10 protein-coding genes are annotated in these 15,216 nt (G+C 62.0%); 2 read left to right on the top strand and 8 right to left on the bottom strand.

Annotation, left to right across the window (positions count from 1 at the left end; genetic code table 11):
• The 6 genes from glgX to glgA form a co-directional block, all read right to left on the bottom strand.
• Entirely contained in the window at positions 1–2,160 is a 2,160-nt protein-coding gene (glgX, locus tag ORL50_RS10340) for a glycogen debranching protein GlgX (protein WP_266013628.1), read from the bottom strand.
• 114 nt (positions 2,161–2,274) lie between these two features.
• On the bottom strand, positions 2,275–2,607 hold the full coding sequence (locus ORL50_RS10335) for a DUF2934 domain-containing protein (RefSeq protein ID WP_266013625.1): 333 nt from the start codon (positions 2,605–2,607) through the stop codon (positions 2,275–2,277).
• A 21-nt stretch (positions 2,608–2,628) separates the two neighbouring features.
• On the bottom strand, positions 2,629–5,406 hold the full coding sequence (locus tag ORL50_RS10330; RefSeq protein WP_266013622.1) for a malto-oligosyltrehalose synthase: 2,778 nt from the start codon (positions 5,404–5,406) through the stop codon (positions 2,629–2,631).
• Positions 5,403–7,481, bottom strand: a complete 2,079-nt coding sequence (gene malQ, locus ORL50_RS10325) for a 4-alpha-glucanotransferase (protein WP_266013620.1) — start codon at positions 7,479–7,481, stop codon at positions 5,403–5,405. The genes ORL50_RS10330 and malQ overlap by 4 nt, the downstream gene beginning before the upstream one ends.
• Complete coding sequence (gene treZ / locus ORL50_RS10320; RefSeq protein WP_266013617.1) at positions 7,478–9,274, bottom strand: malto-oligosyltrehalose trehalohydrolase; 1,797 nt, start codon at positions 9,272–9,274, stop codon at positions 7,478–7,480. The genes malQ and treZ overlap by 4 nt, the downstream gene beginning before the upstream one ends.
• A 15-nt stretch (positions 9,275–9,289) precedes the next feature.
• On the bottom strand, positions 9,290–10,876 hold the full coding sequence (gene glgA / locus ORL50_RS10315; protein WP_266013614.1) for a glycogen synthase GlgA: 1,587 nt from the start codon (positions 10,874–10,876) through the stop codon (positions 9,290–9,292).
• A 559-nt stretch (positions 10,877–11,435) separates the two neighbouring features.
• On the opposite strand from glgA, the gene ORL50_RS10310 reads away from it, so the two are divergent.
• Positions 11,436–12,248 carry a crotonase/enoyl-CoA hydratase family protein gene (locus tag ORL50_RS10310; RefSeq protein WP_266013611.1) on the top strand — a complete coding sequence of 271 codons (813 nt, stop codon included), beginning with the start codon at positions 11,436–11,438 and terminating at the stop codon, positions 12,246–12,248.
• Positions 12,249–12,255: 7 nt separating this feature from the next.
• Positions 12,256–13,086, top strand: coding sequence for an NAD(+) diphosphatase (gene nudC / locus ORL50_RS10305; protein WP_266013608.1), 831 nt, complete (start codon positions 12,256–12,258; stop codon positions 13,084–13,086).
• Here the strand turns inward: nudC and ORL50_RS10300 are convergent.
• Together ORL50_RS10300 and ORL50_RS10295 are read right to left on the bottom strand one after the other, a co-directional pair.
• Positions 13,054–13,833 (bottom strand): TSUP family transporter, encoded by a 780-nt coding sequence (locus tag ORL50_RS10300; protein ID WP_266013605.1) that lies wholly within the window; start codon positions 13,831–13,833, stop codon positions 13,054–13,056. The two genes, nudC and ORL50_RS10300, sit on opposite strands and share 33 nt — an antisense overlap.
• Positions 13,834–14,026: 193 nt before the next feature.
• Positions 14,027–15,172, bottom strand: coding sequence for a MalY/PatB family protein (locus ORL50_RS10295; RefSeq protein ID WP_266013602.1), 1,146 nt, complete (start codon positions 15,170–15,172; stop codon positions 14,027–14,029).
• Positions 15,173–15,216 lie beyond the last annotated feature (44 nt).

Raw genomic sequence — 15,216 nt, 5'->3', positions numbered from 1 at the left:
TCACTCGTCTTCCTCACGTTGCAGTTCGAACAGCAACAGGGAGCGACCGGTCACCGAATACTCGTGGCCGAACTCGAAGCGTTCCTGGCCGCGGATCGACGGTTGGTTGGTGTCGACCATGCATGTCCAGAACACGCCTTCCGGTACTTCCGGCAAGGTGAAGTTAACGATGTCGTGGTGCGCATTGACCACCAGCAGCAGGGTCGCGTCTGCACCCTTGCGGCGAATCCCGGTTTCCTGGGCGCGCCCGTCCATCAGCATGCCGAGGCAGCGACCGTGGGCATCTTCCCATTGCTCGATGGACATCTCGCTGCCGTCCGGGGCCAGCCAGGTCACATCCTTGACGCCCAGGTCCTCGTTGTAGTTGCCGACCAGGAAGCGCCCGCGACGCAGGATCGGGTAAGCCAGGCGCAGCTTGATCAAGCGCTTGACAAACTTGAGCAGCGCCTTGCCATCTTCGCTCAGGTCCCAGTTGACCCAGCCAATCTCGCTGTCCTGGCAATAGGCGTTGTTATTGCCGTCCTGGGTGCGGGCGAATTCATCACCGGCGACCAGCATCGGCGTGCCCTGGGACAGGAGCAAGGTGGCGAAGAAGTTGCGCATCTGCCGCTGGCGCAGCTCGTTGATTTCCGGGTCGTCGGTGGGGCCCTCGACGCCATGGTTCCAGGACAGGTTGTTGTTGCTGCCGTCCTGATTGTTTTCGTCGTTGGCCTCGTTGTGCTTGTCGTTGTACGACACCAGGTCATTGAGGGTGAAACCGTCGTGGGCAGTGATGAAGTTCACTGACGAGTAAGGGCGTCTGCCGCGCTGGTTGAACATTTCGCCGGACGCGGTCATGCGGCTGGCGAAGTCCGCCAGTTGGCCGTCGTCGCCTTTCCAGAACGCGCGCACGGTGTCGCGGAACTTGTCGTTCCACTCGACCCAGCCCGGCGGGAAGCCCCCGACCTGGTATCCGCCGGGGCCGCAATCCCATGGCTCGGCGATCATTTTGACCTGGCGCAAGACCGGGTCCTGGCGGCAGGCAACGAGGAAGCTGTGGCGCTCGTCAAAACCGTCGTGGTAGCGCCCGAGGATGGTCGCCAGGTCGAAGCGGAAACCGTCCACGTGCATTTCCGTGGCCCAGTAACGCAAGGAGTCGGTGACCATCTGCAATACGCACGGATGGCTCAGGTCCAGGGTGTTACCCGTGCCGGAGTCGTTGATGTAGTAGCGCTTGTCATCGGGCATCAGGCGGTAGTAAGACGCGTTGTCGATGCCGCGCATGGACAGGGTCGGGCCTTGCTCGTTGCCCTCGGCGGTGTGGTTGTAGACCACGTCCAGAATCACTTCGAGATTGGCTTCGTGCAGGTGCGCGACCATCTCCTTGAACTCGGCGATCTTGCCGCTGGCCAGGTAACGCGGGTCCGGGGCGAAGAACGCGATGCTGTTGTAGCCCCAGTAGTTGGTCATGCCCTTGTGCAGCAGGTGCTGATCGTTGACGAAGGCGTGGATCGGCAGCAGTTCGACCGAGGACACGCCCAGTTTGCGGATATGTTCCAGCACGTCGTCGACCATCAGCCCGGCAAAGGTGCCGCGCACGTTTTCCGGCACCGAAGGGTGACGCATGCTGATGCCGCGCACGTGGGTTTCATAGATGATCGTCTTGTCCCACGGCACGCTGACGCGCTGGTCGTGGCCCCAGGTGTGTGCCGGGTCGATGACCTTGCACTTGGGTACGAAGGGCGCGCTGTCGCGTTCGTCGAAGCTGAGGTCGGCGTCGGGGTGGCCGATGGTGTAGCCGAACAGGGCCTCGGACCATTTCAACTCGCCCACCAGTTGCTTGGCGTAGGGGTCGATCAGCAGTTTGTTGTGGTTGAAGCGGTGACCGTTGGCCGGGTCGTACGCACCGTATACCCGATAGCCGTAGATCAGCCCCGGGTGGGCGTCGGGCAGGTAGCCGTGGTAGATCTCGTCAGTGTATTCAGGCAATTCGATGCGTTCGAGTTCAACCTCGCCCGAGTCATCGAAGATGCACAATTCAACCTTGGTGGCGTTGGCGGAAAACAGCGCGAAGTTGACGCCCAGGCCGTCCCAGGTGGCACCGAGCGGGAAGGGCAGGCCTTCACGAATTCGCGAGGCCTCGGCGTGAGGTTCGGTCGCGGGGTTTTTTGGACTGCTCATAAGTGCTCCTGCAAATGGGGTCGAGTACGGTGTGGCTAATGTTTTTTCAGGGCGAACGACCCCGACATGGCGAGCAAGCTCGCCATGAATCCAGTCAGATCAAAGAATCAGGCGTCAGACCGCAGGCTTTTTGCTCGCTCGCGGTTTTTTCTCGGGCGCTTTCTCACCTGGCGGAATGACCGAGGAGGCGGCTGCAGGCTTGGCCTTGGTAGCGGCCTTGGGCTTGGCAGCGGGTTTTTCTTCAAGCTTGCCGTTGGGCTTGGCAGCCGGCTTGGCAGCGGCACCTTTACTTCCAGCAGCCTTGGACGACTTGCTGGGAGCCAGTGCTTCAGCTTCTGCCAGTTTGCGCGCCATTTCCCAATGCCGGGCTTCCTGACCCTCGGGTTTTCCTTCCGATTCCCAGATCTGATAGGCAAATTCGCGAACGCGTTTATCGTCGGTACTCATCGCTATGCTCCTGAACTGAACTCAAGCTTGGGTAGAAAATTGAATAAAAAGATTGACCGGGAATTCGCCCAGCGCGGTGCTGATGTTCAGCTCCTTGTGGTTTGTGACTGTGGCGCCTGGAAAAAGTCCCTTCAGATTTTCCGTGGATGCCTCGAACGGTAATATGACTCGGGTGTCGCCCCACTGCAGCGCATCGATCAAGGGTTCGGCACTGTTTTTCAGCAGTTCGGCGCAACGAATCGGCACGACCACCACGGCCTTGCTGCCCGCCTGTTCACGCATGAACGCGAGCACTCTGTGGGCCTGGCTGCCGACCACTTCCAGGGCCTGATAGCTGCCATGGGCGAACAACTCGGCATGCTCGGCCCGCAAGTTGAGAGCTCGGCGAATCAACGTCTGCTTGATGCGCCCGTCGCGCCAACCCGCCACCAGCTCTGCCAGCGCCTGAGGTTGTTGCATGGCTTGCTGCCGGCTCCGGGAATCCACCGGCCGACGGTTGTCCGGATCGACCAGCGAGAAGTCCCAGTAATCGTTGCCCTGATACAAATCCGGTATGCCAGGCACGGTCATGCGCAGCAAAGTTTGCGCCAGGCTGTTGACTGCACCGGGTACTGCCAGTGTCTGGGCGGCCTTGGCCAGGGCAGAGCGTAATAGCCGACCTTCAGGGCTCAGCAGCAAGCGCTCGATGAACACCTGGACCGCGCGTTCGTAGGCGTCATTGGGCGCGCTCCAGCTGCTTTGCAGTTTGGCTTCACGCAAGGCTTTCTGTTGCCACTGCCAAAGGCGCCGGGCGTAGTCTTCGAGGGCGCCCTGATCGTCAGGGCGCAGGTCCAGCGGCCAGCTGCCAAGGATGGCCTGATAGAGGATCAACTCATCGCCGGCAGACGGCATCTGGTCGTCGTCGCGCAGTTGGCGGGCGAGGGTTTGCCACTGCGGCAGTTGTTCGGCGTACCAGGCGCTGCGCTCGCTCAAGATAGCCAGGCGCGCGCGAGTGTCCTCGCCTCGTTTGTGGTCGTGGGTCGCAGTCGCCAGCAAATTTTCCGGAAAAGCTTCGAAGCGCTGCAGGCAGGCCTGGTGGAAATCGGCGACCGGCGCGCTGAACTGTTCAGTGCTGAAGCCCACGTCGTTGCGCGACAGCAGCACTGCCGAGCGATAGAACGCAGTGTCCTCGACAGCTTTGGCGGCCGCCGGTGAAGTCAGTTGCTGGAAACGCACGCAGGCATGCTTGAGGATCTTGCGCGAACGTCCGAGCGGGCGATCACGCCATGGTTTGCCACCGAGCCATCCGGCCAGGCAGTCGAGGACCGGCCAGTCGGCCTCGCCGAGGGTCTGCCGCGCGCCTGCCAGGGCTTGCTGGAAAAACACGTCGTCTTCGCTGGAGCGTCCAAGCGGGCTGATGTAGGTCCGGTACACCGGAAAGTGCACGATCAACTCCTGCAGCGCGCGGCGGATCGCGCCCAGAGTCAGGTCGCGGGTCATCAGGTCATCCCGGGCCACTTGCAGCAGCGCCTGGGCCACGCTTTCGAAATCACCGGCCAACGAACCGTTGAGGATTTGCTGGCGGGCCAACTGGGCTTCCTGGCGGAAATCGGCAGGCCGTTCGCTGTACTTGCTCCACAGTTCACCCAGGGGTTGGGCGCCCTCGGGGTCGTGTTGCAGCAGCGACAGCTGATTCATGAATTCGTAGCCGGTGGTGCCGTCCACCGACCAGTCGCGGTGCAGCGCTTCGCCCTCACCGAGGATTTTCTCGACGTAGATCGGCAAATGGCGCTCGGGAGACAGCGAGTCGACCCGGCGCCGCAGTTTGCGGCAATAGCCCCGCGGGTCAGCCAGGCCATCGATGTGGTCGATGCGCAGGCCGTCGATCAGTCCTTCAGCCACCAGCTCGAAAATCTTCGCGTGGGTGGCCTCGAACACGGCAGGGCGTTCAACGCGCAAGCCACCGAGCTCATTGACGTCGAAAAAACGCCGCCAGTTGATGTCATCACCGGCGGTGCGCCAACTGGCGAGGCGATAGCTCTGGCGTTCGAGCAGCAGGTGCAGGCGCTCGAAGCCTTCCGGGGTCAGCGAGTCGTAGCCTTGCAGGTTCTGTTCGATGCGCTGCAGGATCGCCGGGTCCTGCGCCAGTTCCCGCAGCTCCTCCTTCAGGGGAACGGCCAGGCTGTGGGCGTCGGTCTGGTAGCTCAGGGCGCTGAAGCGGTCGGCGAGAAACTTCAGCCGTTCGTCATCACTCTTGAGCAGTTCGCCGTAGCTGTTGGGACAGATCGGAAAGTGATGGTCGTAGTGTTCGACATGGAACGAGCCACGCTCTCGATCAAAGCGCAGGGCCAACGTACCTTCCTGCAACGCCACGCCATATTCGCTACCCAGGAACGGCAGCAGCAACTGGCCTTCCATCAAGGGGTCGGGGGAATGCCACTGGATGTCGAAGAACTCGCCGTGGGGGCTCAGGCGCCCCCATTCGAGCAAGTCCAGCCACCAGGGATTGTCACTGCCGCCGACCGCCATGTGGTTGGAGACGATATCGAGGATCATCCCCATGTTCTGTTCGCGCAGGGCCGCCACCAGGCGACGCAGAGCGGGTTCGCCGCCCAGCTCCGGGTTGACCTGGGTCGGGTCGACCACATCGTAGCCATGCATCGACCCGGCCCGCGCGGCGAGCAGGGGCGAGGCGTAGATGTGGCTGATGCCCAGGCTGGCGAAATACGGCACCAACGGCACCGCCTGGTCCAAGGTGAAGTCTTTATGGAACTGTAGGCGCAGGGTCGCGCGTAACGGTTGGATTAATGCCTGGTTCATTGGTCACGCTCACCGGCTTGAAGTCGCGCACAGGCGAGCAATTCCAGGCGCCGTGCAGCGTCTGGGTCATCGAGTAATGCTTCGCTGTAGCCTGGCAAACGTCGGCTCCAGTTGGGATGGGTATTGATGGTGCCGGGCAGGTTGGCCTGCTGTTCGATGCCCAGGGCATCTTCCAGCGGTAGCAGCACCAGCGGCGCGCGAGTGTGGCCAAGGAAACGCACGCTCGCGTCGAGCACCTGGTCGGTTTCGTGGGACTCTTCGCGAAAGTTCTGCGGGTCCTCACCCAGTACCCGACGCAAGCCCTCGCGCTCGCGCTCACGGTGGCGGCGCCAGTCGATTTCGCTGCTGGCGTCGGTCAGGCCCAGGCGCGCATTCCAGTCGATATCGCGGCCATGCCACCAGCCGTTGAGCGTCGGCAGGTCATGGGTGCTGGTGGTTGCCAAGGCATTGTCGGGCCAGTCGAGGATCGACTTAAAGTGCGTGTTGTCCTGTTCGAACAACAGCACGCGCATGCCAAGGATCGAGCGGGCGATGAGTTTTTCCTGCAGGCCCTCCGGCACTGTGCCCAGGTCTTCACCGAGGACAATCGCCTGGTGCCGATGGGATTCCAGGGTCAGCAGGCGCAGCAGGTCGTCCACCGGATAATAAAGATAGGCGCCGTCGGCGGGCGAAGCTCCGTTAGGGATCACCCACAACCGTTGCAGGCCCATCACGTGATCGATGCGCAACCCGCCGGCATGGGCGAAATTGGCCCGCAGCATTTCAATGAATGCGCGAAAACCATTGCGCACCAGGCCTTCCGGCGAGAACGCAGAAATGCCCCAGCCCTGGCCCGTGCGATTGAGAATGTCCGGCGGCGCGCCCACTGTCAGGGACGCGAGGAGTTCATCCTGGCGACTCCAGGCCTGGCTGCCACCACCATCTGCGCCGACCGCGAGGTCGGCGATCAGGCCGATGCTCATGCCGCTGCCGCGCGCCGCTGCTTGTGCGCGCTCCAGGCATCGGGTGATCAACCATTGGCAGAAAGCAAAAAAGCCGATGCGCCCGGCGTTTTCTTCGGCGAATTCGGCCAGCGCAGCGCTGCGCGGGTCACGCCACTGCTCGGGCCACTCACGCCAGTCGAGGGCTTCACCCTTGGCGGCGCGGGCTTCTTGAATGGCTTCGAAGCGACAGTGGTTTTCCAGGGCCTCGCCACCGGCGTGGCGGAAGCTGCTGAAGTCGGCGTGCAGCGGATGCTCGCCCTGGACAAACCCCTCATACAGCGCCTGCAGCAGGCGATGCTTGGCTTCAGCCGCCACCGGCCAGTCGATCAGCGCCTGCTCTTCAAGGTGCTTGAACTCGGCGGCCAGGCCAGTGGAGTCAATGGCGGCACGCACCGCGCGCTCACCGAGGATTGCGCCTGGTGCGGCATACAGGCTGTTGAGAAACAGCCGGCTGGATGGCGAATACGGGCTGTAACGCTGGGTATCGCTGCTGAACATGGCGTGCAGCGGGCTGATCGCCAGGGCATCGCTACCCCGTTCCCCGGCGACCCGGGCCAGATCTTCCAGGGCCTGGGTGTCACCAAAACCGCCATCGCCCGGGCGACGCAGGGAGTACAACTGCACGCTCAAACCCCAGGCGCGGGGAATCGGGTTGTCCACCGCATCGCCAACGCTGTAGCAGCGGGCCGGCGCGACGGCGAGGGTGAACTGCTGGCCATCGATGCTGACGTGTTGATAACCGACCGGCACCAGGCCGGGCAGCATCGATTTGGCATCCAGCTTCAGATTCAGACGCGAGCCGTCCTCGAGGTGGATTTCACACGGGGTTTCGGGCTCGAAGTAACGTGCCAGGTCAACGGCCACTCCCACATCTGCGGTGAGCATGGGTGGCAGATGGCGGGTCTGCTGGACTTCCTGCAACTGCAGCAGGCTGGCATCGATTTCCTGTGCGGTGCTGGCCGGATGGCCGAGACCGGTCAGGACGCTGCGCAGTACCGCAGGGGCAACTTTTTGCGGGCGGCCGTTGGCGTCGATCCAGTCGACTGCCAGGCCGGCGCGGCTGGCGAGTATTTCCAGTTGCGCATCACTCATTGGCGCTCTCCATCCGGGGGTAGCAAAGGGGCTGCGGCCTTGAGGCTGACTAGCGCGCTATACGGGGCCAGATGCCCCTGATCCAACAGGCTGGCGGTGTGTGCGGGGTGTTCGAACAACACCTTGGCACCGGCCTGAGAAGTGTGGACCACGGGCGCGTCGCCGAGGTTCAGGTCAATGCGCAGCTCAGTGCCGTCACCCATGCGCCAGCTGGCACTCACGGCGCCCTGGGCCAGCACCTTGGCGCCGAGAGATCGGGCGCCAGGCAGGCGCGGCACGATCTGGTCATGGCGCAGGCTCAGCAGATGCCGGTACAGCGCATGGATGGCCGGGGTCTCGGTGGGTGCCAGGTTTGGAATCGACGCTTCGAAGGTCTGCGGCGCGTTCGGGTCGGGAATCCGCTCGCGTTTTTGCGGATCGGCGAATGCGCTGAACGCCGCGAATTCGTTACGCCGGCCTTCGCGCACCAGCTCTGCCAGTTCGCCGTGGTGGTCGGTGAAGAACAGGAACGGTTCTTCGGCTCCGAATTCGTCACCCATGAACATCAACGGAATCATCGGTGACAACAACAGCAGCGCAGTCGCTGCGTGCAGGGCATCCGGGTGGGCCAGCTGATGCAGGCGTTCGCCGAAGGCTCGATTGCCAATCTGGTCGTGGTTCTGCAGGAACAGTACGAACGCAGTGGGCTCCAGGTGGCCGCTGGGTTCACCGCGAGGTTGACCATGGCGGTTGACGTGGCCCTGAAAGACAAAGCCTTCGCTCAGGCAGCGCGCCAGTTGCTGGGTTGGTTGTTCGGCGTAGTCGGCGTAATAGGCGTCGGTTTCGCCAGTGATCAACACGTGCAGGGCGTTGTGCCCGTCGTCGTTCCACTGCGCATCAAAACCTTCGTCAAGCAGGCTGGCCTGGTTGTGTTCATTTTCCAGCATCAGCCACACATGCCGACCCGGCGCAGTTGCCTGGCGAATTCGCCCGGCCATCTCGTGGAGAAAGTCGGGGCTTTCGATTGCGTGCACCGCGTCGAAGCGCAAGCCGTCGAAGCGGTACTCCATCAGCCACATGAGTGCGTTGTCGATAAAGAAGTCGCGCACTTCACGGCGCCGGAAGTCGATGGCCGCACCCCAGGGCGTGTGTTTGTCTTCGTTGAAGAAACCCTTGGCATAGCGATGCAGGTAATTGCCATCGGGGCCGAAGTGGTTGTAGACCACATCGAGGATCACTCCCAGACCAAGGCCGTGGGCGGTGTCGATCAGGTGCTTTAGTTGTTCCGGAGTGCCGTAGGAGGCTTGGGGCGCGTAAGGCAATACCCCGTCGTAACCCCAGTTACGCTCGCCGGGAAATTGCGCCAGGGGCATCAGTTCGATCGCGGTGATACCCATGTCGACCAGGCGCGCCAGATGCTGTTCGACTCCGGCAAAGCCACCGAGGGCACCGACGTGCAGCTCGTAGATGACCGCCTCATGCCACGGCCGGCCTTGCCAGCCGGTGTGTTGCCACTGATAGGCGCCGGGATCGACCACCACGCTGTGCAAGTGCAGGGCACCGGCCTGAGCCCGGGACGCTGGGTCAGGCACTTGCAACTCGCCGTCGATGTTGTAGCGGTAACGCGTGCCGGCAGGGCAACGCGTCTCGATCACGAACCAACCATTGGCTTGGGGCAGTAGCGGTAAGGATGGTCCATCTTCCAGTTCGACGCTGACGCCAACTGCATCCGGCGCCCACAAGGCAAAACGCGTGTGTTCTGCGTCCAGCATAATTGCGCCGTGGGGCCAGGTTTCAAGGGTCCGTAACGGCATCTTAAAAAAAACCTCTTATTGTCGGTGCGATTTACCCAGCGCCTTGGCGACCAGTTGTTCGTAAAGTTCGGCGTAGGGTTCTACGGCCTTGCACCAGTTGAACGGGGCGGCCATGGCCCGGCAGCGCATGGCGTTGAGCAGCTCGGGATAAGCAAATACCTTGAATGCGCGGCTCAGGGCTTCCTGATAGCTTTCTGCGGTGGATTCGTCGAACAAGAAACCGGTTACGCCATTTTCAATGGTGTCGGCCAGGCCGCCGGTATTGCGCGCCACCGGCAACGAACCGAAACGCTGGGCGTACATCTGGCTGAGGCCGCAAGGCTCGTAACGCGAAGGCATCAGCAGGAAATCGCTGCCGGCGAACATGCGTCGGGCGTCGGTTTCGTTGAAGCCGATGCGCACGCCGATCTGGCCGGGGAAACGCAGGGCCAGCTCGCGCATGGCTTGCTCTTCTTCCGGCTCACCGCGCCCGATGATGGCGATTTGGCCACCGGACTTGACGATGTATTCGGAGACCGCTTCGGTCAGGTCCAGACCCTTCTGGTAGACCAGCCGGGAGACCACCGCGAACAATGGGCCTTCGGAGTCGTCGAGGCCAAACAGCTCGCGGACATGGGCAGCGTTCACCGCCTTGCCGTCCCAGTCGCCAATGGTGAACGGGCAGAACAGGTGCGGGTCAGTCGCAGCATCCCAGCTCTCGTCGATACCGTTGGGGATACCACTGAGCAGGCCTTGCTGGGTCTTGGCGGCGAGAAAGCCGTCGAGGCCACAGCCGAAGTCCGGCGTGGTGATTTCCTGGGCGTAGGTCGCGCTGACGGTGGTGATGTGACTGGCATAAGCCATGCCGGCCTTGAGAAACGACATCTTGCCGTAGAACTCCATGCCTTCCTGTTGCAGCGCATGGGTGGGAATCCCCAGCTCAGGGCACGAACCCAGGCTGGTTACGCCTTGATACGCCAGGTTGTGGATGGTGAACAGCGTCGGGGTCCGCTGTCCACGCCAATGCATATAAGCAGGCGCGAGGCCGGCAGGCCAGTCGTGGGCGTGCACCAGGTCCGGGCACCAGTGAATCTGCGCGAGATTGGCCGCAATGTCGGCAGCAGCAAGGCCGAGGCGGGCGAAACGAATATGGTTGTCTGGCCAGTCGCGGCCGTTGTTGGCGCCGTAGGGCGAGCCTTCGCGCTCGTAGAGTTCGGGGCAGATCAGCACGTAGATGACCAGGCCATCAGGCATGTCCATGCGCCCGATCTTGCAGGGTGGCAGCGCAGCGTGACCACCCAGCTCACCGATGATGTGAATCGGGTTTTCGCTGTGGAGCACCTGCGGATACCCGGGGATCAGCACACGCACGTCGTGCAGGTGCGCCATCGCGCGCGGCAGTGCGGCGGAAACGTCGCCCAGGCCACCGGTCTTGACCAGATCCGCGATCTCGGAGGTCACGAACAACACACGTTTCTTGTTCGGATTCTGACTGGCTACCGGCGGCAGCTTGCGCGTGCTGGTAACGTTAACTGGTGTAGCCGCTTGCGCATTTACGGTGCTCGATTCGCCGACCTGCTGATGAGCACGTTCTCCCTGAATATCTAAAGCCGCACTGATCATATGAATCTCCCGTGTTGTTGATCTAGTTCTCGGTCTGGCACCAACGATGTTTGATGGCCTGTCCCTGTGGCCGGGCGCAAACGCGCTACGCATCGGTGAGCAAACGCTGCCAACGCGTTGAAGCACAATGGCTGGGGAGGGCTATTGCAAGGATCGAACCATTCGCAACTCACCCACCTTTAAGCTGACCTTGGGCCAGCGGCAAAAGTTTCTTCTATTTTTTCCAGCTGTGACCGACCGGTTTTACCCGGCGAAAATGAGTCTAGGCCAGAACCTAGAGCGGGCCAGTCCAGATGGGAAAATTGTTCGACAATCCGTTTCAGAGGGTAACGGGCTGAGCGTATCGGTGGGGGAACGCACCGACGAAGGGCAGCTTTTTTTTGCATGGCGCCTCACAATGTGACCAGTGAGTCACAATAATGGGCGAGGTGTGACAATTTCGTTGCACTGTTGTGGTGCGGTGGGCAAGTCCCGCATTTGGCTGAACCGCTGCCTTACTGCAGTGCCGGGAGGCTTGGTATAGTTCGGGCCTCTTTTTGTCCAGTAAAGGATCGCTGCCATGTCCCAGTACACCGCGTTCACCGTCGAACTGGCGGATAAAGTCGCCCATGTGCAGATCAATCGCCCGGAAAAGATCAATTCGATGAACGCGGCGTTCTGGAGCGAAATCATCGAGATCTTCCAGTGGATCGATGACTCGGACGAAGTTCGTGCCGTGGTGATCAGTGGGGCAGGCAAGCACTTTTCCTCCGGCATCGACTTGATGATGCTGGCCGGCGTCGCCAACGAAATGGGCAAGGACGTGGGGCGCAATGCGCGCCTGCTGCGCCGCAAGATCCTCGCCTTGCAGGCCTCGTTCACAGCCGTTGATAACTGCCGCAAACCGGTACTCGCGGCCATCCAGGGTTACTGCCTGGGCGGCGCAATTGACCTGATCGCCGCCTGTGACATGCGCTACGCCGCTGAGGATGCACAGTTTTCGATCAAGGAGATCGATATCGGCATGGCGGCCGATGTTGGCACCCTGCAACGCTTGCCGCGCATCATCGGTGACGGCATGCTGCGTGAACTGGCTTACACTGGCCGCTCATTTGGCGCCGAGGAAGCGCGCAGCATGGGGCTGGTCAATCGCGTCTACAGCGACAAGGACAGCCTGCTTGACGGCGTGATGGGCATTGCCCGGGAAATCGCCAGCAAGTCGCCAATCGCCATCGCCGGCACCAAGGAGATGATCAGCTATATGCGCAACCATCGTATTGACGACGGCCTGGAATACGTCGCCACCTGGAATGCCGCGATGCTGCAATCCAATGATCTGCGCGTGGCCATGGCCGCCCATATGAGTAAACAGAAACCCGAATTTCTGGATTGAATGAACCATGACTTCACGCTGGACCACTGCAGTACTGGACACCGATAAACCCGGGGGCTGGGCCGTGGCTCGCAGCCCTGAAGGCTTCCTCTACGACGATAATGGCGCGCTGTTCCCGCGGGAATGGCTCAAGCGCCAGGACCTGCCGGTTCTCGCCGAGCATGGCATCGGCCACCTTGATGGCGAACCGGTGTACCTGCTGGAACTGCGCGGCCCTGGCGAAGTGCCCGGCTGCAGCTGGAAGGGCCTGCGGGCCTTCATGCTGGAAGGCGATCACACGCTGTACAAGGTGCTGGGCTACGCCGCGCAGATTGGCACCTGGGCTCGCGAGCACCGGTTCTGTGGCAATTGCGGCCAGCCAATGACGCAGGTGCCACGGGAGCGCGCAATGTATTGCGCGCCCTGCGATTTGCGCAGTTACCCGCGCATTTCGCCGAGTATGATCGTGTTGATCACCCGCGGTGATGAGATCCTGCTGGCGCGCTCGCCGCGTTTTGTCAGCGGGGTCTACAGCACGCTGGCGGGGTTTGCCGAGCCTGGGGAGTCGGCCGAAGAGTGCCTGGTGCGCGAGGTTCGCGAGGAAGTGCAGATCGAGGTGAAGAACATCCAGTACCTGGGCAGCCAGTGCTGGCCGTTTCCTCACTCGATGATGCTGGGCTTTCATGCCGAGTATGCGGGTGGGCAAATCGTCTGCCAGGAAGACGAGATTGAAGACGCCCAGTGGTTCAACGTACACGAGCTGCCGCCGTTGCCGGCGTCTCGCTCGATTGCCCGTTACCTGATCGACGTCTATGTGGCGCGGCGCCTAGGCCACGCTGAACCAGTGCTGCCAGGCTAAGCGCACGGTCAAGCCGAGCACCACGGTGATGAACACCGGGCGAATGAATTTCGCACCGCCGCTGATGGCGGTGCGAGCGCCGAAAAACGCCCCGACCATGACTGACAGGCCCATGCTCAGGCCGATGATCCAGTCCACCTGCCCGGAAAACACGAACACCGACAGCGCCGCGATGTTGCTGACGAAATTCATGCTGCGCGCCACGCCGCTGGCCTTCACCAGGTCGATGGGGTACATGAGCAGGCTGCTGACGGTCCAGAACGCACCGGTACCCGGCCCGGCCACGCCGTCATAGAAGCCGAGGGTGAAGCCCTGGGTCGACTGCCACTTTTTCTTGATCGGCGCGTTACTGTCCAGCGGCGCCTTGGGTGTACCGCCGAACAGCAGGTACAGGCCGCAGGCGAACACGATCACCGGGAGCATTTTGTTCAACCACTCGGCCGGCAGGTAGTGCGCAACCACGGCGCCGGTCAGTGCGCCGACCAGGGTGCCGACGATGGCATGCACCCACTGGCGCGGGTGAAATAGCTTGCGCCGGTAAAACGTGAAACTGGCCGTGGCCGAGCCGAAAGTCGAGCTGAGCTTGTTGGTGCCCAGCACCAGGTGCGGCGGCAATCCCGCCGTGAGCAAGGCCGGCGTGGTCAACAGCCCGCCGCCGCCGGCAATGGCATCGATGAAACCGGCAATAAAGGCTACGACGGCGAGAATGGCCAGGGTGGTGAGGTCTACGCTGAGTTCGAAAGGCATGGAATCGGCTTATTCGGCGGGGTGCAGGACAGGGCTGCGGGGAAGGGGCGACATATTACCCAAATATTTGGCCGGTTGGGCACCTGCGGGGATTCTGTGGGCAGCTAGCGAGATTCTGTGATGGAGGTCCAGCCGCTGGCGAGATTCTGTGGGAGCAAGCTTTGCTCCCACAGTTGATCAGCAGATCAGCAGATCAGGTGTTCAGGCTGCGCTCCATCCTCGCGATACCTTCTTCAAGCAACGACCTTGGGCAGCCGAAGTTGAGGCGTACGAACTGCTGGTGCTCGTCGCCGAAATCCACGCCCGCACTCAGCCCGACCTTGGCCTGCTGCAGAAAAAACTGCTGTGGATCCGCCAGGCCCAGCGCCGAACAATCGAGCCACGCCAGGTAAGTGCTCTGCGGCACAGTCATGCTGACGCCCGGCAGACGGGTGCGCACGGCGTCCACCAGCCAGTCGCGGTTGGCCTGCAGGTAAGTCTTGAGTTCGGCCAGCCACGGACCGGCTTCGCTGTAGGCGACGCGAGTGGCCTCCAGCCCCAGGGGGTTGACGCTGTCGACCATGCCACACCGCGCGTGATTGACCCGCGAACGCACCGCAGGGTCCTCGATGATCATGAACGAGGTCTTCAGGCCGGCGATGTTGTAAGCCTTGCTCGCCGACATCAGCGTGATGGTGCGCCGGGAGATTTCCTCGCCCAGGGACGCCGTAGGAATGTGCACTCGACCGTCAAAACACAGTTCGGCGTGGATCTCATCAGAGATGATCCAGGCGTCCTGTTCAAGGCAGATATCGGCAATCGCCTGCAGTTCCTCGCGCGCGAATGCTTTACCCAGCGGGTTATGGGGATTGCTCAACAACAGGGCGCCGCCGCCTTGCAGCGACTGGCGCAAGCTGTCCAGAGGCGTGGCATAGGTACCATCCGCCTGCAGGTCAAACCCCAATTCAACCTTGTTCAGGCCCCAATGGCCCGGTGCATGGCGCAGTGGCGGATAGTTGGGCACCTGGACCACGACATTCTGTTGCGCCTGGACCAGCGCCTTCAACGCCATGTTGAAGCCCGATTCAACACCCGGCAGGAACACCAGGGCCTGGGGATCGACACGCCAGGCGTACTTGTTCCACAGATCGGCAACGATCGCCTGGCGCAGATTGTCCTGGCAGACGCTGTAGCCGAGCAGTGGATGCTCGAGGCGTTTTTGCAGGGCCTGGATGACCACCGGTGGTGCGGCGAAATCCATGTCGGCGACCCACATCGGCAACACATCGTCGGGGTAGCGGCTCCATTTGGTACTGCCGGTGGCGTGGCGGTCGTGGACCTGATCAAAATCGAAAGTCATGCAGGTGCTCATAGGAGGCAAGGGTGGTAAGGCACCATGATAAG

This window comes from Pseudomonas sp. RIT-562 (assembly GCF_026241895.1).
In the GTDB taxonomy this organism is placed as follows: domain Bacteria; phylum Pseudomonadota; class Gammaproteobacteria; order Pseudomonadales; family Pseudomonadaceae; genus Aquipseudomonas; species Aquipseudomonas mandelii_F.
Note: the sequence above shows the minus strand (reverse complement) of the source record. Positions and strands in the feature narration are given on the sequence as shown.

Bases quoted from the DNA above. Each gene is read 5' to 3' on its own strand.
- glgX (WP_266013628.1), bottom strand. From the start codon at position 2,160: ATGAGCAGTCCAAAAAACCCCGCGACCGAACCTCACGCCGAGGCCTCG.
- ORL50_RS10335 (WP_266013625.1), bottom strand. From the start codon at position 2,607: ATGAGTACCGACGATAAACGCGTTCGCGAATTTGCCTATCAGATCTGG.
- ORL50_RS10330 (WP_266013622.1), bottom strand. From the start codon at position 5,406: ATGAACCAGGCATTAATCCAACCGTTACGCGCGACCCTGCGCCTACAG.
- malQ (WP_266013620.1), bottom strand. From the start codon at position 7,481: ATGAGTGATGCGCAACTGGAAATACTCGCCAGCCGCGCCGGCCTGGCA.
- treZ (WP_266013617.1), bottom strand. From the start codon at position 9,274: ATGCCGTTACGGACCCTTGAAACCTGGCCCCACGGCGCAATTATGCTG.
- glgA (WP_266013614.1), bottom strand. From the start codon at position 10,876: ATGATCAGTGCGGCTTTAGATATTCAGGGAGAACGTGCTCATCAGCAG.
- ORL50_RS10310 (WP_266013611.1), top strand. From the start codon at position 11,436: ATGTCCCAGTACACCGCGTTCACCGTCGAACTGGCGGATAAAGTCGCC.
- nudC (WP_266013608.1), top strand. From the start codon at position 12,256: ATGACTTCACGCTGGACCACTGCAGTACTGGACACCGATAAACCCGGG.
- ORL50_RS10300 (WP_266013605.1), bottom strand. From the start codon at position 13,833: ATGCCTTTCGAACTCAGCGTAGACCTCACCACCCTGGCCATTCTCGCC.
- ORL50_RS10295 (WP_266013602.1), bottom strand. From the start codon at position 15,172: ATGACTTTCGATTTTGATCAGGTCCACGACCGCCACGCCACCGGCAGT.